The 24,249-nt window shown below is 69.9% G+C and carries 19 protein-coding genes and 1 tRNA gene; 5 read left to right on the forward strand and 15 right to left on the reverse strand.

Annotated features, from left to right (window positions below):
* Positions 1 to 153: 153 nt before the first annotated feature.
* The 6 genes from rho to argS form a co-directional block, all read right to left on the reverse strand.
* A complete protein-coding gene (gene rho, locus ABIC28_RS21000) occupies positions 154 to 2,244 on the reverse strand; it encodes a transcription termination factor Rho (protein WP_097213688.1) in 2,091 nt (696 codons plus the stop codon).
* 365 nt (positions 2,245 to 2,609) lie between these two features.
* Entirely contained in the window at positions 2,610 to 3,542 is a 933-nt protein-coding gene (gene thrB, locus ABIC28_RS21005) for a homoserine kinase (RefSeq protein WP_209926977.1), read from the reverse strand.
* 29 nt (positions 3,543 to 3,571) lie between these two features.
* A complete protein-coding gene (thrC, locus tag ABIC28_RS21010) occupies positions 3,572 to 4,660 on the reverse strand; it encodes a threonine synthase (protein WP_077042250.1) in 1,089 nt (362 codons plus the stop codon).
* Positions 4,653 to 5,966, reverse strand: a complete 1,314-nt coding sequence (locus ABIC28_RS21015) for a homoserine dehydrogenase (protein ID WP_097213689.1) — start codon at positions 5,964 to 5,966, stop codon at positions 4,653 to 4,655. Before ABIC28_RS21015 ends, thrC begins: the two co-directional genes overlap by 8 nt.
* Positions 5,959 to 7,386: a diaminopimelate decarboxylase gene (gene lysA / locus ABIC28_RS21020; RefSeq protein WP_097213690.1), complete on the reverse strand. Its 1,428-nt coding sequence runs from the start codon at positions 7,384 to 7,386 to the stop codon at positions 5,959 to 5,961. Before lysA ends, ABIC28_RS21015 begins: the two co-directional genes overlap by 8 nt.
* Positions 7,383 to 9,035, reverse strand: a complete 1,653-nt coding sequence (argS, locus tag ABIC28_RS21025) for an arginine--tRNA ligase (RefSeq protein ID WP_209926979.1) — start codon at positions 9,033 to 9,035, stop codon at positions 7,383 to 7,385. The genes lysA and argS overlap by 4 nt, the downstream gene beginning before the upstream one ends.
* Before the next feature lie 122 nt (positions 9,036 to 9,157).
* Between argS and ABIC28_RS21030 the strand changes: the two genes are divergently transcribed.
* Together ABIC28_RS21030 and ABIC28_RS21035 are read left to right on the forward strand one after the other, a co-directional pair.
* Positions 9,158 to 10,078, forward strand: coding sequence for a thioredoxin-like domain-containing protein (locus ABIC28_RS21030; RefSeq protein WP_097213692.1), 921 nt, complete (start codon positions 9,158 to 9,160; stop codon positions 10,076 to 10,078).
* A 1-nt stretch (position 10,079) separates the two neighbouring features.
* Complete coding sequence (locus ABIC28_RS21035) at positions 10,080 to 10,859, forward strand: DUF305 domain-containing protein (protein ID WP_209926981.1); 780 nt, start codon at positions 10,080 to 10,082, stop codon at positions 10,857 to 10,859.
* A 19-nt stretch (positions 10,860 to 10,878) separates the two neighbouring features.
* Here the strand turns inward: ABIC28_RS21035 and ABIC28_RS21040 are convergent, their stop codons facing one another.
* Entirely contained in the window at positions 10,879 to 13,296 is a 2,418-nt protein-coding gene (locus tag ABIC28_RS21040; RefSeq protein ID WP_354580674.1) for a phosphoketolase family protein, read from the reverse strand.
* 136 nt (positions 13,297 to 13,432) lie between these two features.
* Here ABIC28_RS21040 and ABIC28_RS21045 point away from each other — a divergent pair.
* Positions 13,433 to 13,508 (forward strand) — tRNA-Arg (locus tag ABIC28_RS21045).
* A gap of 135 nt (positions 13,509 to 13,643) precedes the next feature.
* On the opposite strand, the gene ABIC28_RS21050 is transcribed toward ABIC28_RS21045, so the two are convergent.
* From ABIC28_RS21050 to ABIC28_RS21085, 8 genes are all read right to left on the reverse strand, one after another.
* Complete coding sequence (locus ABIC28_RS21050; protein WP_097213695.1) at positions 13,644 to 14,012, reverse strand: nuclear transport factor 2 family protein; 369 nt, start codon at positions 14,010 to 14,012, stop codon at positions 13,644 to 13,646.
* Positions 14,009 to 15,079, reverse strand: a complete 1,071-nt coding sequence (locus ABIC28_RS21055) for a winged helix DNA-binding domain-containing protein (protein WP_209926985.1) — start codon at positions 15,077 to 15,079, stop codon at positions 14,009 to 14,011. The genes ABIC28_RS21050 and ABIC28_RS21055 overlap by 4 nt, the downstream gene beginning before the upstream one ends.
* Positions 15,080 to 15,160: 81 nt before the next feature.
* Complete coding sequence (locus tag ABIC28_RS21060; protein ID WP_097213697.1) at positions 15,161 to 16,000, reverse strand: SDR family NAD(P)-dependent oxidoreductase; 840 nt, start codon at positions 15,998 to 16,000, stop codon at positions 15,161 to 15,163.
* A 129-nt stretch (positions 16,001 to 16,129) separates the two neighbouring features.
* On the reverse strand, positions 16,130 to 17,164 hold the full coding sequence (locus ABIC28_RS21065) for a TIGR03617 family F420-dependent LLM class oxidoreductase (RefSeq protein ID WP_209926987.1): 1,035 nt from the start codon (positions 17,162 to 17,164) through the stop codon (positions 16,130 to 16,132).
* A 7-nt stretch (positions 17,165 to 17,171) separates the two neighbouring features.
* A complete protein-coding gene (locus ABIC28_RS21070) occupies positions 17,172 to 18,329 on the reverse strand; it encodes a 3'(2'),5'-bisphosphate nucleotidase CysQ (RefSeq protein WP_209926989.1) in 1,158 nt (385 codons plus the stop codon).
* A complete protein-coding gene (cysN, locus tag ABIC28_RS21075; RefSeq protein WP_209926991.1) occupies positions 18,326 to 20,188 on the reverse strand; it encodes a sulfate adenylyltransferase subunit CysN in 1,863 nt (620 codons plus the stop codon). The genes ABIC28_RS21070 and cysN overlap by 4 nt, the downstream gene beginning before the upstream one ends.
* Positions 20,188 to 21,114, reverse strand: a complete 927-nt coding sequence (cysD, locus tag ABIC28_RS21080) for a sulfate adenylyltransferase subunit CysD (RefSeq protein WP_209926993.1) — start codon at positions 21,112 to 21,114, stop codon at positions 20,188 to 20,190. The genes cysN and cysD overlap by 1 nt, the downstream gene beginning before the upstream one ends.
* Positions 21,115 to 21,210: 96 nt before the next feature.
* Positions 21,211 to 22,182: an IclR family transcriptional regulator gene (locus ABIC28_RS21085; protein ID WP_209926995.1), complete on the reverse strand. Its 972-nt coding sequence runs from the start codon at positions 22,180 to 22,182 to the stop codon at positions 21,211 to 21,213.
* 91 nt (positions 22,183 to 22,273) lie between these two features.
* Here ABIC28_RS21085 and ABIC28_RS21090 point away from each other — a divergent pair, with 91 nt between their 5' ends.
* Both ABIC28_RS21090 and ABIC28_RS21095 read left to right on the forward strand, forming a co-directional pair.
* A complete protein-coding gene (locus ABIC28_RS21090) occupies positions 22,274 to 23,458 on the forward strand; it encodes a hypothetical protein (RefSeq protein ID WP_097213703.1) in 1,185 nt (394 codons plus the stop codon).
* A gap of 7 nt (positions 23,459 to 23,465) precedes the next feature.
* Positions 23,466 to 24,248: an SDR family oxidoreductase gene (locus ABIC28_RS21095; protein WP_097213704.1), complete on the forward strand. Its 783-nt coding sequence runs from the start codon at positions 23,466 to 23,468 to the stop codon at positions 24,246 to 24,248.
* Position 24,249: the final 1 nt, after the last annotated feature.

Below are 24,249 nucleotides of genomic sequence, written 5' to 3' on the forward strand. Positions count from 1 at the left end.
GCGAGTGCCACGGGCGCGATCGTTCATTCTGCCAGAACGCGTGCATCAAGTCCTAACGACCAGGTGCCGCGATCTGTTCCCGACCGGCGCCGACAACGAGGCAGGCCCCGGAAACCGTGCGGTTTCCTGGGCCTGCCTCGTCGCACGCGACTACTAGTCGTCGTCGCCCATCGCTCCCGGCGCGGTCTTGGAGACCTGCATCAGGAACTCGAGGTTGTTCTTGCTCTTCTTGAGCCGGTCGATCAGCAGATCGATCGCCTGGTGCGAGTCAAGGCCGGAGAGCACCCGGCGCAGCTTGTGCAGCACCGCGGCCTCGTCCGGGTTGAGCAGCAGCTCGTCCTTACGGGTGCCGGACGGGTTGACGTCGACCGCCGGGAAGACCCGACGCTCGGCGATCTTGCGATCGAGCTTGAGCTCGGCGTTGCCGGTGCCCTTGAACTCCTCGAAGATCACGGTGTCACCGGTGGAGCCGGTCTCGACCATCGCGGTGGCGATGATCGTGAGCGAGCCGCCGTTCTCGATGTTGCGGGCCGCGCCGAGGAACCGCTTCGGCGGGTACAGCGCGGTCGAGTCGACACCACCGGACAGGATTCGTCCCGAGGCGGGCGACGAGTTGTTGTACGCGCGGCCGAGTCGGGTGATCGAGTCGAGCAGCACGACGACGTCCTTGCCCTCCTCGACGAGGCGCTTGGCCCGCTCGATGGCGAGCTCGGCCACCGAGGTGTGGTCTGACGGCGGCCGGTCGAAGGTGGAGGCGATGACCTCACCCTTCACCGAACGCTGCATGTCGGTGACCTCTTCCGGACGCTCGTCGACCAGGACGACCATCAGGTAGCACTCGGGGTTGTTCGTGGCGATGGCGTTCGCGATCGCCTGCAGCACGCTGGTCTTACCGGCCTTCGGCGGGCTGACGATGAGGGCGCGCTGGCCCTTACCGATCGGCATCACCAGGTCGATGACACGGGTGGTGAGGATGTTCGGCGTGGTCTCGAGACGCAGACGCTGGTTCGGGTAGAGCGGCGTCAGCTTGCCGAACTCGGGCCGCCGCTTGGCCGCCTCGACGTCGCCGCCGTTGACGGTGTCCAGGCGGACCAGCGGGTTGAACTTCTGACGCTGGCTGCTTCCGCCGCCGCCCTCGCCCTCACGGGCGACGCGGACGGCACCGGTGATGGCGTCGCCGCGACGGAGCCCGTTCTTGCGAATCAGGTTCATCGAGACGTACACGTCGTTCGGGCCCGCGAGGTAGCCGGAGGTCCGCACGAAGGCGTAGTTGTCGAGCACGTCGAGGATGCCTGCGACCGGCTGCAGGACGTCGTCCTCGCGGATCTCCATGTCGCGGTCCACACCTGCGCCGCCGCCCTCACCGCGGTCGCGTCCACGACGACGCTCACGGAACCGGCGTCCCCGCCGACCCCGGCCGTCCTCGTCCTCGCCGCCGCGGTTGTCATTGCGACCCTCGCCACGGGGGCCGTTGCCGCCCTGGTTGCGGTCGCCCTGGCTACGTTCACCCTGGTTGCGCTCACCCTGGCCACGCTCACCCTGGTTACGTTCACCCTGGTTACGTTCACCCTGGCCACGCTCGCCCTGGTTGCGGTCGCCCTGGCCACGCTCACCCTGGTTGCGCTCACCCTGGCCACGCTCGCCCTGGTTGCGGTCGCGACGGTTGCGCTCGCCGCCCTGGTCCTGACGGGGCTGGCGATCGCCGCCCTGTTCGGTCGCGGGGGCCGTCGATGCCGTCGACTCGCCCTGCTCGGGCGAGCCGGCCTGGCGAGACGACCCGCGGCGCTGCCGGTTTCGGCGGCCACCCTGCTCGCCCTCGGCGGACTCGGCGGGCTGCGCTGCCGGACGCTCGGTGGTGGTGGCGGCCGACTCGGCGGCGGGGGCATTCTCGGCGACCCGCTGCGGCGCGGCCGTGACCTCGCTCGCCGCGGCCTCGACGGGAGCCGTCTTGGGCGCCGACTTGGTGGCGGCGCCACCGCCCTGACGCTCCTTGATGGCCGCGATCAGGTCACCCTTGCGCAGGCCGGACGTTCCCTTGATGCCGAGCTCGGTCGCGAGTCCGCGCAGCTCGGCCAGCACCATGCCGGACAGGCCGGCACCGCGCCGGGCCTCGGCGCGCTTGGTGGAGGCTGCCACCGCGTCGCCGGTGGCTTCTGAAGTTCGTGCAGTGCCGCCGGCCTGGCTCGCCGCGGAGTCAACCGGGGTATCGAGAGCAGGTGTGGCGATCAGGTCCGTATCGGTCACGGAGATCCTTTCCTTCCCTCGCTCGCGCGGCGCGTGTCGAGGGTTCGTCCCGAAGCTCAGCTCACTCGCTGAACTCGGTTATGCCGGACGTGTTCGCTGGATGGAACTATCGGCTCGTCCACCCCCGTGGCCTCTCGAACAGGCACGTTCCAAGTCGATCACCGCGGAAATCACGCGAGGGAATCGAGCCAGGTGCGTCTACCCCTGCCTCGGCAGTCCCGGGGTACGGGAGCCAATTCTCGGAGTGAATGCCCTGGTAGAACACCGGCGTCTGATGCGCACGATGGGCGAACGACCCTCAGGATAGCCTCCAACCGGCCCGCGGGCAAGGACCGACCCGCCGGTATCGGCGTCCGGTCGGCCGATCAACCGACCTGCACACCGTCCGCGACGCCGAGTTCGAGCACCCGGAGCCCGTCCGCTTCCGCCTTGGCGCGGAGTTCGTCGGGGAACGCCCTGGTCGACAGCGCCAGCACGGTGGGGCCCGCGCCCGATACCGTCGCCGCGATGCCTGCCTGCCGCAGGGTTTCGATCCAGCGCGTGGTCAGCGGCAACGCGGACGCCCGCTGGTTCTGGTGCAGCCGATCCTCGGTCGCGGCCATCAGGAGGTCCGGACGACTGGTCAGGGCCACCACGGCCAGCGCTCCCCTACTGACGTTGAAGGCGGCATCGGCGTGCGGGACCAGTTCCGGGAGCAGGCCACGCGTCTGCGCCGTCGAAGAACGCTCCGACGGCACCAGCGCCACCACCCGGATGGCGGGGTGCACGTCCAGGCGCACCGCGGCGTAGGTGCGCGGCGAGTCCGCGACGCCGGTGTCCTCGGACCAGGACACCACCGCGCCGCCGAGCACGCTCGCGGACGCATTGTCGGGATGGCCCTCGAACTCGGAGGACAGCTGGACCAGCTGCTCCTGGGTGAGCGCCAGCGCCGGGTCGAGCTTACTCGCCAGCCCGTTCGCCACCGCGAGCCCGCCGACCGCGGCAGACGCCGACGACCCGAGTCCGCGCGAATGCGGAATCGCATTGCGGCACACCACGTCCAGACCGCCGGCCCAGACGCCGATCGACTCGAGACCCCGCTCGATCGCACGGACGACCAGGTGCGAGGGGCCCCAGGGCACGTCCTCGGCGCCCTCGCCCTCCACCCGGATCGTCAGCCCCGCATCGGTGGTCGTCACCGTGATCTCGTCGTACAGCGCCAGGGCGAGCCCCAGCGTGTCGAAGCCCGGACCGAGGTTCGCCGTCGACGCGGGCACCCGTGCGGTCACGGTGAGCCCGGCGGGCAGCGTCTGAGTCATCGTGCTCCCTCCGATGCGCGGTGCGACCACTAGACGAGCTCGAGCGCCGCGGCAACCGCCACCGGATCGACCGGGATCGGCTGCACAGCAGGCATTCCCGCGAGCGCGGTGTCGGGATCCTTGAGTCCGTTACCGGTCACGGTGCACACCACGGTCTGCCCGGCGTCCAGCCAGCCCTCCTTGTGCGCGGCGAGCAGGCCGGCCACCGACGCCGCCGACGCGGGCTCGACGAACACGCCCTCGGTGCGGGCGATGAGCCGGTAGGCCTCGAGGATCTCCTCGTCGGTGGCGGCGCGGAAGACGCCGTTCGACTCCTCCTTGGCCGCGACGGCACCGTCCCAGGACGCGGGCGAGCCGATCCGGATGGCGGTGGCGATGGTCTCCGGGTCCTTGACCGGGGCGCCGTGCACCAGCGGAGCCGCGCCCGCCGCCTGCACGCCGAGCATGCGCGGGCGAACCGAGGTGATCCCGTCCGCGTAGTACTCCGAGTACCCACGCCAGTACGCGGTGATGTTGCCCGCGTTGCCGACCGGGAGGGCGTGGATGTCGGGCGCCTTGCCCAGCGCGTCGCAGATCTCGAACGCCGCGGTCTTCTGCCCCTCGATGCGCACCGGGTTGACCGAGTTCACCAGACCGATGGTCGGGAACTCCGCGGTGGTCTTGCGGGCCAGCTCGAGACAGTCGTCGAAGTTGCCCTCGACCTGGATGATCTTCGCGCCGTGCATGACGGCCTGGGCGAGCTTGCCCATCGCGATCTTGCCCTGCGGCACCAGCACCGCACAGGTCATGCCCGCGACGGCCGCGTAGGCCGCGGCCGACGCCGAGGTGTTGCCCGTCGAGGCGCACAGCACGGCCTTCTGGCCCCGCGCGAGCGCGTCGGTGACGGCCATGGTCATGCCGCGGTCCTTGAACGACCCGGTGGGGTTGAGACCCTCGACCTTGAGGTGGACCTCGCAACCGGTGATCTCGGACAGGTGGGCGGCGGGCAGCAGCGGGGTGCCGCCCTCGCGCAGCGTGATCGTCTTCCAGTTCGGCCCGATGGCGAGTCGATCGCGGTACGCCTCGATCAGCCCCGGCCAGGGGGTGTGAACGGGAGTGTGCAGGCGGGGGCTATTCACTGGAACCTTCCAATCGGAGAACACTGGTGACCGCGGTCACGAACTCGAGCTTGCCGAGGGCCGCAACGGTTTCGGACAGGGCCGCGTCGGTCGCCAGATGGGTGACCACGATCAGCCCGGCGCCGTTGCCCATGCCCTCCTGACGGACCGTCGAGATGCTGACGTCGTGCTTGGCGAACTCCGCCGCGACCGCCGACAGCACGCCCGCACGGTCCGCGACCTGCATGTTGACGTAGTAACGGGTGGGGATCTCGCCGATCGGCGCGATCTTGAGGTCCGCGTACTTCGACTCACGGGGACCGCGGCCGCCGTGCACCCGGTTCCGGGCCGCCATCACGAGGTCGCCCATCACGGCCGAGGCGGTCGGCGAGCCACCGGCGCCCTGTCCGTAGAACATGAGCCGTCCCGCGGCCTCGGCCTCGACCACGACCGCGTTGAACGCGCCGTTCACCGAGGCGAGCGGGTGATCGAGCGGGACGAGCGCCGGGTAGACCCGGGCCGAGATCCGCTCGGAGCCGTCCGCGCCGTTGATCCGCTCACAGATCGAGAGCAGCTTGACCGTGCAGTTCAGCGACTTGGCCGCCTCGAGGTCCGCCGAGGAGATCTTCGAGATGCCCTCGCGGTACACGTCGGCGGCGGTGACCCGGGTGTGGAACGCGATCGACGCGAGGATCGCGGCCTTCGCCGCGGCGTCGTAGCCCTCCACGTCCGCGGTCGGATCGGCCTCGGCATAGCCGAGCCGGCCCGCCTCGGCGAGCGTGTCGGCGTAATCGGCGCCGGTCTCGTCCATCGCGGAGAGGATGAAGTTGGTGGTGCCGTTGACGATTCCGGCGACCTTGTTGACCCGGTCGCCCGCGAGCGACTGGGTCAGCGGGCGGATCACCGGGATCGCGCCCGCGACCGCGGCCTCGAAGTACAGATCGACGCTCTTGTTCTCGGCCGCCTCGGCGAGCTCGCCGGTGTAGTCGGCCAGCAGCGCCTTGTTCGCGGTGACCACCGACTTGCCCGAGTTGAGGGCGGCGAGGATGAGCTTGCGCGGCACCTCGATACCGCCGATCACCTCGACGACGATGTCCACGTCCGCGCGCGTGACCAGAGAGTCCGCGTCGGTCGTCAGCAACTCGGCCGGAACCCCGCGGTCACCCTCGATCCGGCGCACCGCGATGCCGCGCAGCACCACCGGTGCGCCGACCCGCGCCTCGAGCTCGCGGGCGTGCTCGCGCAGAATTCGCACGACCTCACTGCCCACGTTGCCGAGGCCGAGGACCGCCACACCGATCGCGGCATTGCCACTCGGTTCAGTCATGTTGCTGTACCTCCAAGCTGAGCAGATCTTCCACTGTTTCCCTGCGCAAGATCAGTCGGGACTGACCGTCACGCACCGCGACCACGGCAGGCCGGGTGAGCAGGTTGTAGCGGCTGGACATCGAATAGCAGTATGCGCCAGTGGCGGCGACCGCGAGCAGATCTCCCGCGTTGACGTCCTCCGGCATCCAGGCGTCCCGGATGACGATGTCGCCACTCTCGCAGTGCTTCCCCACCACGCGGGCGACGACCGGGTCGGCCACGCTGTCGCGCGAGACCAGACGCGAGTCGTACTCGGCCTGATACAGCGACGTGCGGATGTTATCGCTCATCCCGCCGTCCACGCTGATGTATCGCCGGGTTGCGTTGGCACCCAAGCGAACATCCTTGACCGTACCGACCTCGTACAGGGTCACGGTGCCCGGTCCCGCGATCGCCCGGCCCGGCTCGACCGCGAGGGTCGGCACCGGCAGTCCGGCGAGCGCCGACTCGGTGGCGACGATGTGCGCGAGCTTGGCCGCCAGGTCGTCCACCGGCGGCGGGTCGTCGGTCGCGAGGTACGAGATCCCCATCCCGCCGCCGAGATCGACGATCGAGATCTGCGAGGACTTGTCCACCCCGAACTCGGCGACGATGGTGCGGAGCAGCCCGATCACGCGGTGCGCGGCGAGCTCGAACCCGTCGACCTCGAAGATCTGCGAGCCGATGTGGCTGTGCAGCCCTACCAGCCGCAGGTTCTCGGTGGCGAACACGCGGCGGACGGCGTCCAGTGCCGATCCGTCCGAGAGCGAGAACCCGAACTTCTGGTCCTCGTGAGCGGTTGCGATGAACTCGTGGGTGTGCGCCTCTACGCCGACCGTGACGCGGATCAGCACGTCCTGCACCACGCCGTGCGCACCGGCGACGCGGTCCAGCCGATCGATCTCCTGGGTCGAGTCGAGCACGATGTGCCCGACACCCGCGGCCACCCCGGCCTCGAGCTCGGCGACGGACTTGTTGTTGCCGTGCATGGCAATTCGCTCGGCCGGGAAGTTCGCGTGCAGCGCGATTGCCAGCTCGCCGCCGGAGCAGATGTCCAGCGACAGTCCCTCCTCGGCGACCCAGCGGGCGACCTCACCGCAGAGGAACGCCTTCGAGGCGTAGTGCACCTTGCCGGCGGGGCCGAAGGCACGGGCCATGTCACGGCACCGGGACCGGAAGTCGTCCTCGTCGATGACGAACAGCGGCGTGCCGTACTGCTCCGCCAGCTCGGTGACAGCCACCCCGGCCAGCCGGACCACGCCGTCCTCGCCGCGGGCGGCGTTGCGGGGCCAGACCGCGGCGGGCAGTGCGGTCAGCTCGGCCGCGGACTCCGGCCGCGGCGGCAGTCCGGGCGCGTGCGGGATCTCGGCGTGCTTGGGTCCCGCCGGATGCGCGCTCACATTCGCTCCGGTGCGCTGACGCCGAGCACGGCGAGGCCGTTGGCGAGGACCTGGCGGGTCGCCGCGCACAGGGCCAGGCGGGCCGTGTGCAGATCGCCCGCGGGCTCGTCGCCCTGCGGGAGCACCCGGCAGTCGGTGTAGAAGCGGTGGTAGGTGCCGGCCAGCTCCTCCATGTACCGGGCGATCCGGTGCGGCTCCCGCAGCTCGGCCGCCGCGGCCACCACCCGCGGGTACTCGCCGATGGTCCGGATGAGGTCGCCCTCCCGGTCGTGGGTGAGCAGTTCCAGCTTCGGGTTCTCGGTGGAGATGCCCAGCTCGGCCGCGTTGCGGCCCAGCGAGGCGAGCCGGGCGTGCGCATACTGCACGTAGTAGACGGGGTTCTCGCTGGTGGTGCTGGTCCACAGCTCGAGATCGATGTCCAGGCTCGAATCCACGGAGGACCGGATCATCGCGTACCGGGCGGCATCGACGCCGATCGCCTCGACCAGGTCGTCGAGGGTGATGACGGTGCCCGCCCTCTTGCTCATCTTCACCGCGACGCCGTCGCGGACCAGGTTCACCATCTGACCGATCAGCACCTCGACGGTGTCCGGGTCGTCGCCGAACGCGGCGGCGGCGGCCTTGAGCCTGCCGATGTAGCCGTGGTGGTCGGCCCCGAGCATGTAGATGCACAGGTCGAAGCCGCGCGAACGCTTGTCCTGGAAGTAGGCGATGTCGCCCGCGATGTACGCGGCGTTGCCATCGCTCTTGATGACGACCCGGTCCTTGTCGTCACCGAAGTCGGTGCTCTTGAGCCACCAGGCGCCGTCCTCCTCGTAGAGGTTCCCGGACGCCTTGAGGGTCGCCACCGCCGTCTCGACGGCACCGGACTCGAAGAGCGAGTTCTCGTGGAAGTACACGTCGAAGTCGGTGCCGAACTCGTGCAGGGTCTTCTTGATGTGGTCGAACATCAGCGCCACACCGATGGACCGGAACGTCTCCTGACGCTCGTCGGCGGGCAGCGCGAGCGCGTCCGGCCGCTGCCGGACGACCTCCGCAGCGATGTCGGAGATGTACGCCCCCGCGTAGCCGTCCTCGGGCGCCGGGTCGCCGTTGGCCGCGGCGATCAGCGACCGCGCGAACCGGTCGATCTGGGCGCCGTGGTCGTTGAAGTAGTACTCACGGGTGACCGCAGCGCCCTGGGCGGCGAGGATGCGTCCGAGCGCGTCGCCGACCGCGGCCCACCTGGTGCCGCCGAGGTGGATCGGGCCGGTCGGGTTCGCGGAGACGAACTCGAGGTTGATCCGCTTACCTGCCAGCGCCTTGGACGAACCGAAGGCCTCTCCGGCGGCGATGGCGTTCGCGACGATGACGCCCTGTGCGGCCGCGGCCAGCCGGATGTTGAGGAATCCCGGACCTGCCACCTCGACGGTCTCGATGCCGTCGGTGGCGGTCAGCGCGTCGGCCAGCCAGGTCGCCAGATCGCGCGGATTGGCGCCCGCCTTCTTGCCGACCTGCATGGCCACGTTGCTGGCGTAGTCCCCGTGCTCGGGGTTGCGGGGGCGTTCGACGGCGAGCGTCGCCGGGAGGACGCTCGCGTCGAGCCCACGCTCGGCGAGGACCTTCGCGGCGGTCCCTCGGAGCAGTTCGGCAAGGTCGGCAGGAGTCACAGGTATCTATCCTATGGTCTGGCCGTTCGCGGCCTGCGCTCAGGCACTGAACGTAGAGTGGGGCCCCGGCGGGACCCCACCGCCGCCCTGTGACTGTCCCACCACCGAAAGAGCACTCACCGATGCCAAGCGGTTCGGAAAATCGCGGCGCCAAGAACTCGGGCGCCAAGTCAGCCAAGGCCATCAAAGCCGCCAACAAGAGTGCCGGCGGCGCCAAGCCCAAGGCCGGGCTCCCCAAGCAACGCAACATCCCCTGGCTGACCATCGGTGCGGTGATTGCCGTGCTTGCCCTGATCGGCGTGCTCGCGGTGAATCTGTTCCCGAAGTACCAGGACAAGGCCGAGGCCGACAAGTTCGCGCCGAGCTCCGAGAACAAGGACCCCTCGATCGAGATCGACGGTGTCGTCCGGAACGAGTACCCCCCGGCGCTGCACGTGAGCGCGACGCAGCGGGTGGCCTACGACCAGACCCCGCCGTACGGCGGCCCGCACGACGCGACGTGGGCCACCTGCACCGGCATCGTGTACCCGAACGCGATCCGCACGGAGAACGCCGTGCACTCGCTCGAACACGGCGCGGTGTGGATCGCCTACAACCCGGACAAGGTCTCCGACGACCAGCGTGACGCGCTCGCGGACCGGGTCGACGGCAAGTCCTACATGCTGATGTCGCCGTACCCGGGCCTCGACTCCCCGATCTCCCTGCAGAGCTGGGGGCACCAGCTCAAGCTGGACGACGCCAGCGACCCGCGGATCGGCCAGTTCATCGCCGCGCTGCGCCTGAACAACTTCGGGGTCTACCCCGAGGTCGGCGCCAGCTGCTCGACCATCCCTGGCGCGTTCGACCCGGACAACCCGCCTGCGTTCGACGGCTCGGCACCCGGCCCCGACGCGGTGCCGATGAACGGTGAGGGCCTGGCACAGGATCAGGGCGAGCTGGGCACCGGCGGAGCGCCCGGCGGACTGCCCGGTGGCATGCAGCTGTCGGACCTCCAGGTCCCGCCCGCCGTCCCCGAGGCCCCGGCACCGGCGCCGGCTGGCTGACATGACTGATCAGACCGGAGCCGACCAGAACGCAGTCGAGCAGCAAGCACCCGAGCAGGCACGGGACGGCGGCAAGCGCAGTCAGCGCACCGCCCTCGCCGTGCTCGGCCTGATCGCCGCCGTCGCGATCGGGTTCGCCATCGGGTTCCTGGCGAGCCTGCCGCTGCGTGACGGCGGCGCCGACAACCCGGGTGCGGGCTCGGTGGACGTCGGGTTCGCGCAGGACATGACCGTGCACCACAACCAGGCCGTGGAGATGTCGGCGATCGCGATCGCAAACGCCACCGATCCGATGGTCCGCGACCTCGCGTACGACATCCTGACCACCCAGCAGAACCAGATCGGGCAGATGACCGGCTGGCTGTCGCTGTGGAATCAGCCGCTGCTCCCGACCGGCGACTACATGACCTGGATGAACTCGGACGAATCCGGGCACGGTGGGGACGGGCACGGTCACGCGGAATCCGGCCACGACATGGGCACGATGACCTCCGAGGCCGGAGCGCCCGCGTCGACGGGCGCGATGCCTGGTATGGCCAGCTCCGAGGACATGGCCGCGCTGCGGCAGGCCCGCGGTCCGGCCGCCGACGTCCTCTACCTGCAGCTGATGCTGCGTCATCACCAGGGCGGCCTGCCGATGATGGAGTACGGCGCACAGCATGCGGAGGTTCCGACCGTCCAGATGCTGGCTCAGACCATGGTCGACACCCAGCAGAGCGAGGCGGACCGGATCACCGCGATGCTCCAGGAGAAGGGCGCGGCTCCCCTGCCGATGAACTGACCGTCCGCCGAGCCAACGGTCAACGCGTCGTGGGCTCGGCGGGGGCGGTCGTACCCCATGTCCAGTCGCGCACCTCGGGCATGTCCTCGAGGTGCGCGATGACATAGTCGGGGTGCCGCTCGAGCTGAGCCCGGCAGTACCGCGCGAGCTCGTCGCCCCGCTGGGGCACCCGGCGGGCGCGGCGCAGCGCCTCGAGCACCAGGTCGTATCGGCTCATCCGGTTGAGCACCACCATGTCGAACGGCGTGGTGGTCGTGCCCTGCTCGTTGAACCCACGGACGTGGAAGCGGTCCGCGTTCGGTCGGCCGTGCAGCAATTGGTGGACCGCACGCGAGTACCCGTGGAAGGCGAACACCACGTCGGTGTCCTCGGTGAACAGTTCGGCGAAGCTCTCGTCCGTGAACCCGTGCGGATGCACGTCCTGGGGCATCAGCGCCATCAGGTCGACGACGTTGACCACCCGCACCCGCAGGTAGGGCACCCAGACCCGCAGCAGCTCGGCCGCTGCCAGGATCTCCTGGGTCGGCACGTCCCCGGCCGCCGCCAGCACGACGTCCGGCTCGTCCGGCCTGCCTGCCCCGTCTTCCTCGGTCCCCGCCCACCGCCACACCGAAGCGCCTGCGGCGCAGTGCCGATCGGCCTCCTCGAGGCTCAGGTACTGCAGGTGCGGCTGCTTGTCGACGACGATCAGGTTGACGTGGTCGGTGCTGCGCAGGCAGTGGTCGGCGATCGAGAGCAGCGTGTTCGAGTCCGGCGGCAACCAGATCCGGACCACCTCGGGCGACAACGGGATGGCCGCGTCGATCATGCCCGGGCCCTGGTGGCTGAAACCGTTGTGATCGTTGCGCCAGCAGGTGCTGGTGAGGAGCACGTTCAACGAGGAGACGGGTTCCCGCCAGGGCAGCGTCCGCGCGTGTTGGAGCCACTTGGCGTGCTGGATCAGCATCGAGACGCTGACCATCGCGAACGCCTCGTAGCTCGCAAATATCCCGTGCCCGCCCGCCAGCAGGTATCCCTCCAACCAGCCCTGGCACAGGTGCTCGCTGAGGACCTCCATCACCCGGCCGTCCGGGCCGAGCCCGTCGTCGTGGTCGGTGACGGACAGTTGCCAGCAGCGGTCCGTCGTCTCGAACACCGCGCCGAGCCGGTTGCTGGCGGTCTCGTCCGGGCAGAAGAGCCGGAAGTCGCCACCGCCGTCGGACCGGGTGCCCTCGGCGTAGATGTCGCGGAGCATCTCGCCGAGCACCCGGGTGGTCTCGTGGAATGTCGTCCCCGGTGCGGGCACGTCGAGGGCGTAGCGCTCTAGTGGCGGGACCGGCAGCGCCCGGCGCAGCCGCCCGCCGTTCGCGTACGGGGTGGAGCCCATCCGCTTGTCCCCCGCGGGCGCGAGAGCCGCGAGTTCGGCTGCCAGCGTGCCGTTCTCGTCGAAGAGCCGGTCCGGTCGGTAGGACCGCATCCATCGCTCGAGCTGCGCGAGATGGGCGGGGTTGGTGCGCACCGCCGACAGCGGCACCTGATGGGCCCGGTGCGTGCCCTCGACCAGCACGCCGTCGACGGTGTGCGGACCGGTCCAGCCCTTCGGGGTGCGCAGCACGATCGCCGGCCACCGGGGCGTGTCGGCGGAGGCGGTACCGGCGCGGGCCGCCCGTTGGATCGCGGTGATCGACTCGTGCGCGGCATCGACAGCGGCCGCCAGCGCGCGGAACACGAGCCTAGGGTCGTCGCCGTCGACGAAAACGGGCGCCCACCCCTGACCGGAGAGGTAGGCGGCGACATCGGTGTCGGCGCTGCGCCCGAGGACCGTCGGTCCGGCGATCTTCGCGCCGTTCAGGTGCAAGATCGGCAACACCGCCCCGTCCCGGCGCGCATTGAGGAAGGCGGGCAGCTTCCAGGAGGCGGACATCGGGCCCGTCTCGGCCTCCCCGTCCCCGATCACGCACGCGACCAGCAGGTCGGGCCGGTCGAACGCGGCTCCGGCTGCGTGCGCGAGCGCGTAGCCGAGTTCGCCGCCCTCGTGGATGCTGCCCGGGGTCTGCACGCTCACGTGGCTCGGCACCCCGCCCGGCGCCGAGAACTGCCGACACAGCCGCTCGATCCCGGCCGCATCCGCGCTGACCTGCGGATAGATCTGCGAGTAGGTGCCCTCGAGGTAGGTCGCCGCCACCAGCGCCGGGCCGCCGTGGCCCGGACCGGTGACGTACAGCCAGTTCGCGTCGGTGCGGCGGATGTGCCGGTTGAGCACGGCGTAGATCGCGGACAGGCCTGGACTGGTCCCCCAGTGTCCGAGCAGCCGCGGCTTGATGTGCTCGGCGCGTAGCGGCTCTCGCAGCAATGCGTTGTCCCGCAGGTAGATCTGGGCGACCGTCAGGTAGTTGGCGGCGGCCCACCAGCGCAGGTCCAGGTCGAGTTCGGCATCGGGGTAATACTGATCGGCCATCGACGAGCCCTTCGGTATTCGTGGCGGACACCGGGTGCGTACCAGGCACTTTACCCAACCGGGGGGTCCAAATATGGATCCGGCCAATCGTGGGTTACGCTAACCCCGCCCAATGGCACGCCGGAAGTTTCGGCGGGCCCCCGTAGCTCAGGGGATAGAGCGTTCGCCTCCGGAGCGAAAGGCCGCAGGTTCGAATCCTGCCGGGGGCACCACCATCACCAAGAACCATCGATGGATCGGTGCAATTTCTCAGCCGCGATCAGCGGACTCTCTTCACACTGTGTGGCGCGAAAGCGCGGAAACCGCCATTGCGCGCACAGAATGTGAGCGCAATGCGGCCCCGTCGGCTAGTTGCCGAGCGCCGTCAGCGGCGTCATGTCGAAATAGTCCCGCCAGGCCACGATCTTGCCGTCCGGCGCGATCTCGAAGACCCCTACCACCGGCAGGTCGATCTGCTTGCCGTTGATGGCGAACACATCGGTGCGCTCGTTCATCACTATCGAGCCGTTGGCCACCTGGTGGTGCACGTTGAACGCGATGCCGCCGAACGAACCGATGAAGCCCGTGATGAAGTCCTTGATCGCGGACTTCCCGACCACCGGTTCCATCGGGATGTTGTGGTAAACGGCGTCTTCCGCGAAATACTCGACGATCGCATCGGGATCGGCCTGCGCCCAGAGCGCGCAGAACTCGGTGACGATGGACTCCGGATTCATGGGTTCCCCTTCGGTTGGTGGTGTTCGTGTGCCGAAACCTTCTCACGCTGCAATTCCAGGAACTCCCCGTACCGCTGGATCTCCGCGTCCAGTGCCGCCGTCTCCGGCGCCGACAGCGTCCGGTGTAGCGCCAGGTCGATGGTGGCGGACCGGGCGGAGAGCGTGTGCTTCCAGTGCCCGACCACGAGGCCGTCGACGAGGACCGCATGCACGTGGGCAGGCGCGCCGCGCCCGGCCAGGTCGGGATCCGCGAGGTAGTCCTTGGTGTCGCTGTACGACATGATGCACTCGTCGTAGCCCTGGACGAGGTCCACGACGGGCGGCCGTGGTGCCGCGTCCTGCCTTGGCGGGTACCAGAGCGACCGCCCCTCCACCTCGGCCACCCGGAACTCGTCCGCGACGGCGTCGAGCCCCGTCCGACAGTCGGCGAGCGTCAGGCCCGACCATCGTGCGAGATCGCGGACCGTGGCCGGTCCCCTGGTGGCGAAGTACCGGCGGGCCAGCCGCGCCAGCGCCGCGTCGCGGTCCAGCGGCTCGCTCGCAGGCACCCGCTCACCGAACGCCGCGTAGGTGTGCTGCCTGCCGCTGGGCACGCCGCTGATCACCACCCGGTGCAGCTCGGCGGCCATCAGGATGTAGCCCAGCCGCATCCCGTCTGCCCCGACGCCCGCGGCCTGCAGCATCGCGCCGATCTGCCTGCGGGTGAGGTGGTTTCCGCCCTCGACCGCCTCCGCGATCAGCTCGCCGGTCCTCGCGAGCGTGCCCTCGTCGAGGTCGAGCGAGCGCAGGTGGTGGCCGTTGACCACCTGCACCCGCGGTGCCGTCAGCTCCAGCAGCCAGTTCGCGTCGTCCGGGGTGACGAAATGCCAGGTCGGTCGCAGCAGGTGGGTGCGCAGGATCCTGCCACGCGCGTAGTCGTCCCGGACGTCAGCATCGACGACGGTCCGGGTTCGTTGCGCCAGAGACCATTTCGCGTAGGCGTACTCCTGTGCCTGCACGGCGACCATGGCCCCCAGCGCCTCGGGGGCCGTCCGCAGCGGAGCGCCCCACAGGTGCTGGCTTCGCATCCGTCGCGGCAGAACCCCGGCCCGGTCCACAGCAGCACCCCAGGCGCGGACCGGGCCGGGTGCGACCGGAGCCGCGGGGGGTCAGCCGCCGAACTGCACCACCGGAGTGACCCGGCCCAGGATCATGTCGGTGCGGGGCTGCAGCGCCGGATCGAGGGCCTCGGGCTGGGGCACCACCCAGTACTGCCCCTCGGCGACCTGGGCGAACACCCGCTCCGCATGCTCGTCCGGGGTGAGTCCGTGCTCGTCCGCGTCGTTCTGGAGCCACTGCTGGAAGCCCTGCACCTCGGGCGGGGTGTCCGCACCGGGGCGCGCGGCCCGGAAGATGTCGCTCTTGACGTGCCCCGGCGTCACCACGGACACCCGGATCTGTGCCTTCTTCATCTGCATCTCGTAGTGCAGGCTCTCGGTGAGCGCCAGCACGCCGAACTTGGTGACGCTGTACGGGGTCATGAGCGGGCTGGGCAGCAGGCCCCCGACCGAGGACACGTTGACCACCCACGCCGGGGTCCCGGCATCGAGCATCCGCGGCACGAAGGCGCGCAGGCCGTTGACGTACCCGCCGATGTTGACGCGGAGCATGGCGTCCCAGCGCTCCGCCGGGATCTCCCAGGAGTACCCGAACGCCATGATCCCGGCGTTGTTGACCAGCATGTCCACCCCACCGAATCGCCGCCAGGCCCGCTCGGCCAGCGCCTCGACCGCGGCCGGGTCGGCGACGTCGGTCACCACGGCCTCCGCCTCGGCGCCCTGCGCGGTGAGCTCCGCCCGGAGCGACTCGGTCCGCTCCGCGTCGACATCGGCCAGCACCACCCGCATGCCGAGACCCGCGGCGTGCCGCGCGAGGCCCGCGCCGATCCCGCTCGAGGCACCGGTGATGACCGCGACCTTGCCGTTGAACACCTGCTGGGCCGATTCCATGACCATCTCCGTCCTGAGTTCGATTGCCCCCGAGGCTAGGCTGCATCGGAACACCCGGACCAGCATCCGCCCGATGGATGGAACACTCGCCGCGCATGCGCATTCCTCAGCGCCGCACGTGCGGTCCGCTCAGTCCAGATCGCGCAGTCGCCGCACCACATCGGCCATAGCGCGGTCGCGCGCCGGATCCGCGGGCAGCGGCAGGGTGACCGCGTCGGCGAGCCCGCCGATCCGCTCGTGGATCAGCTCGGGCAGCTCCCCGTAGCTGGCCGACGGCAGCATCGCGTCGAGCACCTCGTCGGTGACCAGTTCCCCGAGCCGGCCCCAGTCGTTCGCCCGGACCATCCGGGCCAGTGGTTCGCGCAGATCGCCGAGGCCGCAGCGTTCGAGCTCGCGGCGGTACTCCGGGGTCGAGTACAGGAAGGCGAACTGGCGCCGGTGCCGCTCGCGCTCGGCGTCGAGGTCGGCCTGCGTCTCGCCGGTGATCACCTGGAACCCCGCGACCAGCTCGCAGTCGGCCGGGTTCCGGCCCGCGGCCGCCGCGCCTGCCGCCAGCGCCGGCCGGACGTCCTGCTCCAGGAACGACGGGCTCGAGCCGGTGGGGTGCGTGATCAGCCCGTCCGCCACCTCCCCCGCCACGGTGCACATCCGGCGGCCGACCCCGCCCAGGTAGATCGGCGGGCAGGGCGTCTCGGCGTCGGTCGCGTCGTGCGGATTGAAGTACGGCTGCATCCGGGTGAAGCCATAGTGCTCGCCCTCGAACGGCGTCAGCGTCCCGGTCCGGAACGTCTCGAACGCCGCCCGGACCACGTGGACGTACTCCGCCATCCGCGCCGCAGGCTCGGCCCAGGGCATCGCGTACCGCTGCTCGATGTTCTGCCTGATCTGACTGCCGAGGCCGAGGTGGAACCGGCCGCCGGACATCCTCGCCAGGTCCCATGCCGTGTACGCGGTGAGCAGCGGGCTGCGGACGAAGGCCAGCGCGACCGACGTCCGCACCACGATCCGGGAGGTGCTCTGCAACGCGATCAGCGCGAGCAGGAACGGATCGTGCACCGTCTCCGAGACGTGCATGCCGTCGTAGCCCGCGGCCTCGACCCGCCGGGCGTAGGCGCCGACGTCGCCGAGCCCCATCCGCGGATCCGCTCCGGTGAAGACCTTCACGCCGCCGTCACCCGGCCGCCGGGTGCGGCTCGATGATCGCCAGGATCGACTCGATCTCCCCGCCCGGCACCGAGAAGTGCTCGGTGATCGCGACGGTGATGACGTGCTCGCCCGCACCCATGTCGAGCAGGAAGCGGGCCACCACGTTCGGCCCCCATTCCCGGAACTCCAGGTCCCGGATGCCGGTGATCGGCTTGTACTGGTCGCCGTGCTCCAGCTCGGCGACGATCTCCGGCCCGGAATCGCCCGTCCGCTGGCCGTTCTCGACCCGGAAGCAGTCCGCCGCCAGCCGCACCTTGCTCGCGTCGTGGGTGACCAGGCTGCTGAGGTACTCGCGCGCCATCGCCACCCGGGGACTGTCGGCGGGCGCACCGGTCAGCGCGGCGATCCCGTCCAGCAGCGGCCGGGCCAGCTCGGGCCTGCAGATGACGAGGTCCGGCAGGTAGGGGTGCGCCTCGTTGTAGACCAGCGGTGTCCCGTCGATCCGCGAGCAGTGCAGACCGGCCGCCTGCGCGACCCCGACGGGGGCCGCCGAATCCCACTCCCACTGGCCACCGGCGTGCACATAGGCATCGGCCTCGCCGCGCAGCACCGCCATCGCCTTGGCACCGGCCGAGCCCATCGGCGCGACGTCGGCGCCGACCCGCTCGGCGAGCGCCCCGATGAATTCGGGAGGGCGGCTGTCGCTGACCACTATTCGCGGCCGCGGCCGCGTCGTCGACTCGAGACGGGGGCGGGCCCGCCCCGCCGGGTCCGCCGGTCGTGCCGACCCGCTCACGTAGACCTCACCAAGCGCGGGCTGGGCGACGGCGGCCGCCGTGATCCCCGCGCCGCGTTCCCACAGCGCGACGTGCACGGCCCAGTCCGGACGTCCCGGCAGACCGTACTCCCGCGAGCCGTCCAGCGGATCGATGATCCACACCCGCGGATTGTCCAGGCGGGCACGGTCATCCGCGGACTCCTCGGACAGCACGGCGTCGCCCGGACGCCGCTCCCCGAGCAGCCCCAGCAGCAGCGTGTTCGCCTCCTTGTCGCCCCTGCGCCCGAGCTCACGCGCCTGCGTCTTCTCGAGCGGGGCCTCGCCCAGCTCGCGGTTCCTCAGCTCCAGGAGGAGTTCGCCCGCACGGGTGGCCAGTTCGCCGGCGAGCGCGGCATCGGTCGTCATAGGTTCAGATACTCCATGATCGTGGCGGCCTGGGCGACGGGATCGCCGTCCTCGGGTCGCAGCACCAGTTCGGCGTCGGTCGGCGCCTCGTACGGGTCGTCGACTCCGGTGAAGCCGGTGATCTCGCCCGCCCTCGCCTTGGCGTACATGCCCTTCGGGTCGCGGGCCTCGCACTGCTCGATCGGGGTGTCGATGAACACCTCGATGAACGGCAGGCCTGCCGCGATGTGCTGGGCCCGCACCCGATCCCGGTCCTCGCGATACGGACTGATCAGCGAGGCGACCGCGACCATCCCCGCATCCGCGAGCAGCTGGGCGACCTCGCCCACCCGCCGGACGTTCTCGGCCCGGTCCGCGGCACCGAAGCCCAGGTCGGAATTGAGCCCGTGCCGCAGGTTGTCCCCGTCCAGTCGGTAGGCGGGCACGCCGGAGGCCACCAGCCGTCGCTCGAGTTCGACGGCGACCGTGGACTTCCCGGACGCGGACAGCCCGGTCAGCCACACCGTCGCGCCCTTGGTGGCGCGCTCGGCACGGGAGACCGACGCGGCGTGCCAGACGACCTTCGACTCCTTGAGCGTGGGCCCGAGGATCATGCCGGCCGCGACGGTGTTGCCGGTCGACTCGTCGACCAGGATGAAGCTGCCGGTCACCCGGCTGCGACGGTACGGGTCGAACAGCAGCGGCTGCTGTGTCTTCAGCTGGATCCGGCCGATCTCGTTGAGCGACAACGACTGCGCGACTTCGTCCCGGTGCAGGGTGTTGACGTCGAGCCGGTAGTCGAGCCGGACCACCTGCGCCTTGGTGGACTTGGTGGTGTGCAGCAGGGTGTACCGGGCGTTCTCGGAGAGCGAGGACTGTTCGGTGAGCCAACAGACCATCGCGTCGATCTCCTGGCCGACCTGCGGGCGGTTGTTCGGCCTGCAGAGCACGTCGCCGCGGCTGACATCCAGGTTGTCAGCCAGCGAGATCGTCACCGCGGACGGCGCGAACGCCTCCTCGATCACGGTGCCGCCTGGACCGAAGATGGCCTCGACCGTGGAGGTGAAGCCCGAGGGCAGCACGACGACCTCGTCGCCGGGCTTGAACACGCCGCTGGCGACGGTGCCCGCGTAGCCGCGGAAGTCGTGCAGCTCGGCGTCGGTCTGACGCTGCGGCCGGATCACGTACTGCACCGGGAACCGCGCGTCGATGAGATTGCGGTCCGAGGCGATGTGCACGTCCTCGAGGTGGTGCAGCAGCGACGAGCCCTCGTACCAGGGCATGTTCTCGGTGCGGGTGACGATGTTGTCGCCCTTGAGCGCGGAGACGGGGATGAACGTCAGGTCGTGCACGTCGAGCTTGATCGCGAACTGCCGGAACTCCTCCTTGATCTCCTCGAAGCGCTCCTGCGACCAGTCGACCAGGTCCATCTTGTTCACGCACAGCACCAGGTGCGGGATCCCGAGCAGGGTGGACAGGAAGGCATGCCTGCGGGTCTGCTCCAGCACGCCCTTGCGCGCGTCGACCAGGATCAACGCGAGGTCCGCGGTGGAGGCCCCGGTGACCATGTTGCGGGTGTACTGCTCGTGACCGGGGGTGTCGGCGATGATGAACTTGCGGTGCGGGGTCGCGAAGTAGCGGTGCGCGACGTCGATGGTGATGCCCTGTTCCCGCTCGGCGCGCAGCCCGTCGGTGAGCAGGGCGAGGTTGGCGTACTCGTCGCCGCGCTCGCGGCTGCTGCGCTCGACCGCCTCGAGCTGATCCTCGAAGATCGACTTGGAGTCGTAGAGCAGCCGCCCGATCAGGGTCGACTTGCCGTCGTCGACGCTGCCCGCGGTGGCGACGCGAAGCAGCTGCAGGGCGTGGTGGGACTGCGACATCAGAAGTACCCCTCCTTCTTGCGGTCTTCCATCCCGGCCTCGGAGATCCGGTCGTCGGCGCGGGTGGCCCCGCGCTCGGTGATGCGACTGGCCGCCACCTCGGTGACGACGGCGGCCGGGGTGGCCGCCGAGGACTCCACGCATCCGGTGCAGGTGGCGTCGCCGACGGTCCGGAACCGGACGAGCTCCTCGTACGGCTCCTCCCCCGGGAGCAGCGTCAGGAACCTGGTGTGCGCCAGCAGCATTCCGTCGCGCGGCACCACCTGGCGGCGATGTGCGTAGTAGATGGCGGGCAGCTCGATCTGCTCCTCGAGGATGTACTGCCAGATGTCGAGTTCGGTCCAGTTCGACAGCGGGAACACCCGGATGTGCTCGCCCTTGCGATGCTTGCCGTTGTAGAGGTTCCACAGCTCGGGCCGCTGCGCGCGCGGATCCCACTGCCCGAACTCGTCGCGGAAGCTGAAAACCCGCTCCTTGGCGCGCGCCTTCTCCTCGTCGCGGCGGGCACCGCCGAAGACCGCGTCGAACTCGTTGTCGCGGATGCCGCGCAGCAACGCGTGCGTCTGCAGCCGGTTGCGGCTGGCGCGGGGCCCCTGCTCCTCGGTGACGCGGCCCGCGTCGATGTCGTCCTGCACCCGCGAGACCACGAGGCGGAGGCCGAACTCCTCGACCACGTGGTCCCGGAATTCGATTACCTCGTCGAAGTTGTGGCCGGTGTCGACGTGCATCACCGCGAAGGGCAGCGGCGCGGGCCAGAAGGCCTTGGCGGCGACGTGCAGCATCACCACCGAGTCCTTGCCTCCGGAGAACAACAGGACGGGGCGCTCGAAGGTGGCGGCCACCTCACGGAAGATGTGCACCGCCTCCGCCTCGAGCGCGCCCAGGTGGGACAGCTCGTAGGCGGGTGGTGCGTGTCGGGTTGTCACGTGCGGCTCCTCGACTGGATCGGGGTCCGAGCCATCGGTACATTTTTGTACCGGGGCGGTTCGAAATTGAAGTCTGAGCCGACAATAGAACGTGTTCTAGGTCGGGTCAATCCCCCCGCCGATCGACGCCGGACCCGGATCCGCGCGCCGGTCCGGCCATCTCCCACCCACCTCCGCCGTCACCGCGTCGGCCGCCGCCGCTAGGGCCTTTCCGCGACGTTCGATCTCGGCGCCGCTGATCGACGAGCCCACGTCCAGGGTGAGGACCAGCGACTGGTGCCCGTCGGCGTCGTAGGCGGGCGCGGCGATCAGGCTCACGGGATACTCCGCGTCGGCGGCGAGCTCGCGCCCCAGATACACCCGCTCACCCAGGCTCGAGACCATCTCGCCGAGCAGCTCGCGGATCTCGGACGGCAGGTCCTGCCCGGCGACGCCCTGCATCAGCGAGAAGAGCCTGCGCCCCATCGGGGTCAGCCGTTCGACGAGGTAGCCCGCATCGCGGCAGTCCTCGACGACCTCGCGCAACAGGTCGCGATCGAGCACCACCGGCAGCGTCGGTTCGCGACTCAGCCACGCCTTCAGGTCGTCGTCGGCGCTCCACAGCACGTACATGAGCCCCACCGGGGGCGCGAACGGGTACGCCTGCCCGACCTTGACGGCGGTCCGTCCGCCCTTCATCCCAGCAGGCGTGGCCACCTCGAGGATCATGATCCGGTCACCCACCACGGCGGACGCCGTGCAGACGGCCCCGAACTCGGCGGCGAGGCGGTCGAGGTGCGTGCGCGCGATCGGGCCGACCGCGAAGCCCCGCTGCGCCGCCCGCCCGGCGGCGATCAGCGCGGGGCCGAGCCCATAGGTCTTCGACGCCGGATCGCGGGTGAGATATCCACCGGAGACCAGGGCGGAGAGGATCCCCAGGCAGGTCGGCTTGCTGATCGAGAGCGCGCGGGCCAGCTCGGACAGGCCGAAGCGCTGTTCCTGGCGGGCGACCAGGTAGTCGAGGACCTGCACCACCCGCTCGGTCGGGGGCGAGCGACGCCCGGCGACGGTGTCCTGCTCCTCAGCCATTGACCACTCCTTAGAACACGTTCTATTGTCGGACCATCACCGGTCTACCACCTAGGTACATATTTGTACCACTTGAACGCGAGGAGCGGGAGTGCTGACAGAACCCCTGGCCGAGGCCATCGCCGAGGCCGAGAAGCTGGTCGAGGCCGCCCCACACATCCGGTCCGAACAGGACCTGCTCGAGGGCTACCAGTACCTCGCGGGCGGGATCCTGGCCACCGTGCACGCCGCGTGGGCCACCGAGAAGACGCATCCGGGCTTCATCCAGGGCACCGGTCCGTACACGAAGATGGGCCTCGACAACCCCGACACCCTGTACTTCGGCACCCGCGTCAACGACGACGCCGAGTACGTCGTGACCGGAACCCGGGGCACCACCTGCGACCTCAGCTTCCAGGTGCTCAGTGGCAACTACACCGACTCCAACGTGCCCGGCAGCGCATCGGCGTTCGACGACCGGGACATCGACATCGACGCCGACGGCAACTTCGAGGTCCGGTTCGGGCCCGCGGGCGGGGCATGGGCCGAGAAGAACGCCGGGCGCCGCAACCACTTCACGCTCGCGCCGGGCGCGTCACAGCTGGTGGTGCGTGAGGTCTACAGCGACTGGTCCCAGCGCCGGGGCACCATCCGCGTCGAGCGCGTGGACCGCAGGGGCGTCCCGTTCGACCCGCTGACGCCCGAGGAGACGGCGAAGCGCTTCGCCCGCGCCGGCAAGGCCCTGGTCAGCCGCGTCAAGACGTGGCTGCAGTTCCCGGAGTGGTTCTACCTCAAGCTGCCGGTCAACACGATGACCGAGCCGCGGCTGACGCCGGGCGGCCTGGCCACCCAGTTCTCCTCGGTCGGGCACTACGAACTCGCCGACGGCCAGGCGATGATCATCACCGTCCCGAAGTCCGATGCGCCCTACCAGGGCTTCCAGCTCGGGAGCATGTGGTACATCTCGCTGGACTACACAGGACACCAGACCTCGCTGAACAACACCCAGGCGCAGGCAGACCCGGACGGCATGATCCGCATGGTGGTCTCAGAGCGCAATCCCGGCGTCACCAACTGGATCGAGACCGTCGGCCACCCACGAGGCATCCTGCAGTTCCGCTGGCAGCGCACCTCACGGGAGTTCACCCCGGCCGACGGCCCCACCGTCGAGGTGGTCGGCATCGACGAGGTCGCCGCGAAACTGCCCTTCCACGAACAGAACAAGATCACGCCGGAGGACTGGACCGCCCGCATCGCCGCGCGCCAGGCCGCCGTCGCCAACCGGATGCTGGGGTAGTACGACCATGACAAATCTCTTGCAGGACAAAGTCGTTGTGATCTCGGGTGTCGGACCCGCGCTCGGCCGCACCCTCGCGCTGCGGTGCGCCGCCGCCGGGGCCGACCTGGTGCTGGCCGCCCGCACCCAGTCCCGGCTCGACGAGGTGGCCAAGGAGGTCACCGACCTCGGCAGGCGCGCGGTCACGGTGCAAACCGACATCACCGACCAGGCCTCCGCCGAGGGCCTGGTCGCCGCTAGCGTCGACGCCTACGGCAAGGTGGACGTCCTGGTGAACAACGCATTCTCGGTTCCGTCGATGAAGCCGCTCGCGCGCACCGACTACCAGCACATCCGCGACAGCATCGAACTGACCGTGCTCGGCGCGTTGCGGCTGACCCAGCTGTTCACCCCCGCCCTCGAGGAGAGCAAGGGCGCGGTGGTGAACATCAACTCGATGGTGCTGCGCCACTCGCAGGAACGCTACGGCAGCTACAAGATGGCCAAGTCCGCCCTGCTGGCGATGTCGCAATCGCTCGCCACCGAGCTGGGCCCCAAGGGGATTCGGATCAACTCGGTCGCGCCCGGCTACATCTGGGGCGACACCCTCAAGCAGTACTTCGAGCACCAGGCGAAGAAGTTCGGGATCACCGTCGAGCAGATCTACGAGCACACCGCGGCGGCCACCGACCTCAAGCGGCTGCCGGAGACGGAGGAGATCGCGGACGCCGTGATCTTCCTGGCCTCCTCGATGGCCAGCGCCATCACCGGCCAGTGCCTCGACGTCAACTGCGGCGAGTTCCACCACTAGG

The organism is Rhodococcus sp. PvR044 (genome assembly GCF_040548995.1).
GTDB lineage: Bacteria > Actinomycetota > Actinomycetes > Mycobacteriales > Mycobacteriaceae > Rhodococcus_G > Rhodococcus_G oryzae.

Coding starts and splice junctions, on each gene's coding strand:
- ABIC28_RS21015 (WP_097213689.1), bottom strand. CDS start 5,966: ATGACTGAACCGAGTGGCAATGCCGCGATCGGTGTGGCGGTCCTCGGC.
- ABIC28_RS21035 (WP_209926981.1), top strand. CDS start 10,080: ATGACTGATCAGACCGGAGCCGACCAGAACGCAGTCGAGCAGCAAGCA.
- thrB (WP_209926977.1), bottom strand. CDS start 3,542: ATGACTCAGACGCTGCCCGCCGGGCTCACCGTGACCGCACGGGTGCCC.
- ABIC28_RS21070 (WP_209926989.1), bottom strand. CDS start 18,329: ATGACGACCGATGCCGCGCTCGCCGGCGAACTGGCCACCCGTGCGGGC.
- ABIC28_RS21055 (WP_209926985.1), bottom strand. CDS start 15,079: ATGCGAAGCCAGCACCTGTGGGGCGCTCCGCTGCGGACGGCCCCCGAG.
- ABIC28_RS21085 (WP_209926995.1), bottom strand. CDS start 22,182: ATGGCTGAGGAGCAGGACACCGTCGCCGGGCGTCGCTCGCCCCCGACC.
- ABIC28_RS21030 (WP_097213692.1), top strand. CDS start 9,158: ATGCCAAGCGGTTCGGAAAATCGCGGCGCCAAGAACTCGGGCGCCAAG.
- ABIC28_RS21060 (WP_097213697.1), bottom strand. CDS start 16,000: ATGGAATCGGCCCAGCAGGTGTTCAACGGCAAGGTCGCGGTCATCACC.
- ABIC28_RS21040 (WP_354580674.1), bottom strand. CDS start 13,296: ATGGCCGATCAGTATTACCCCGATGCCGAACTCGACCTGGACCTGCGC.
- cysN (WP_209926991.1), bottom strand. CDS start 20,188: ATGTCGCAGTCCCACCACGCCCTGCAGCTGCTTCGCGTCGCCACCGCG.
- ABIC28_RS21050 (WP_097213695.1), bottom strand. CDS start 14,012: ATGAATCCGGAGTCCATCGTCACCGAGTTCTGCGCGCTCTGGGCGCAG.
- ABIC28_RS21095 (WP_097213704.1), top strand. CDS start 23,466: ATGACAAATCTCTTGCAGGACAAAGTCGTTGTGATCTCGGGTGTCGGA.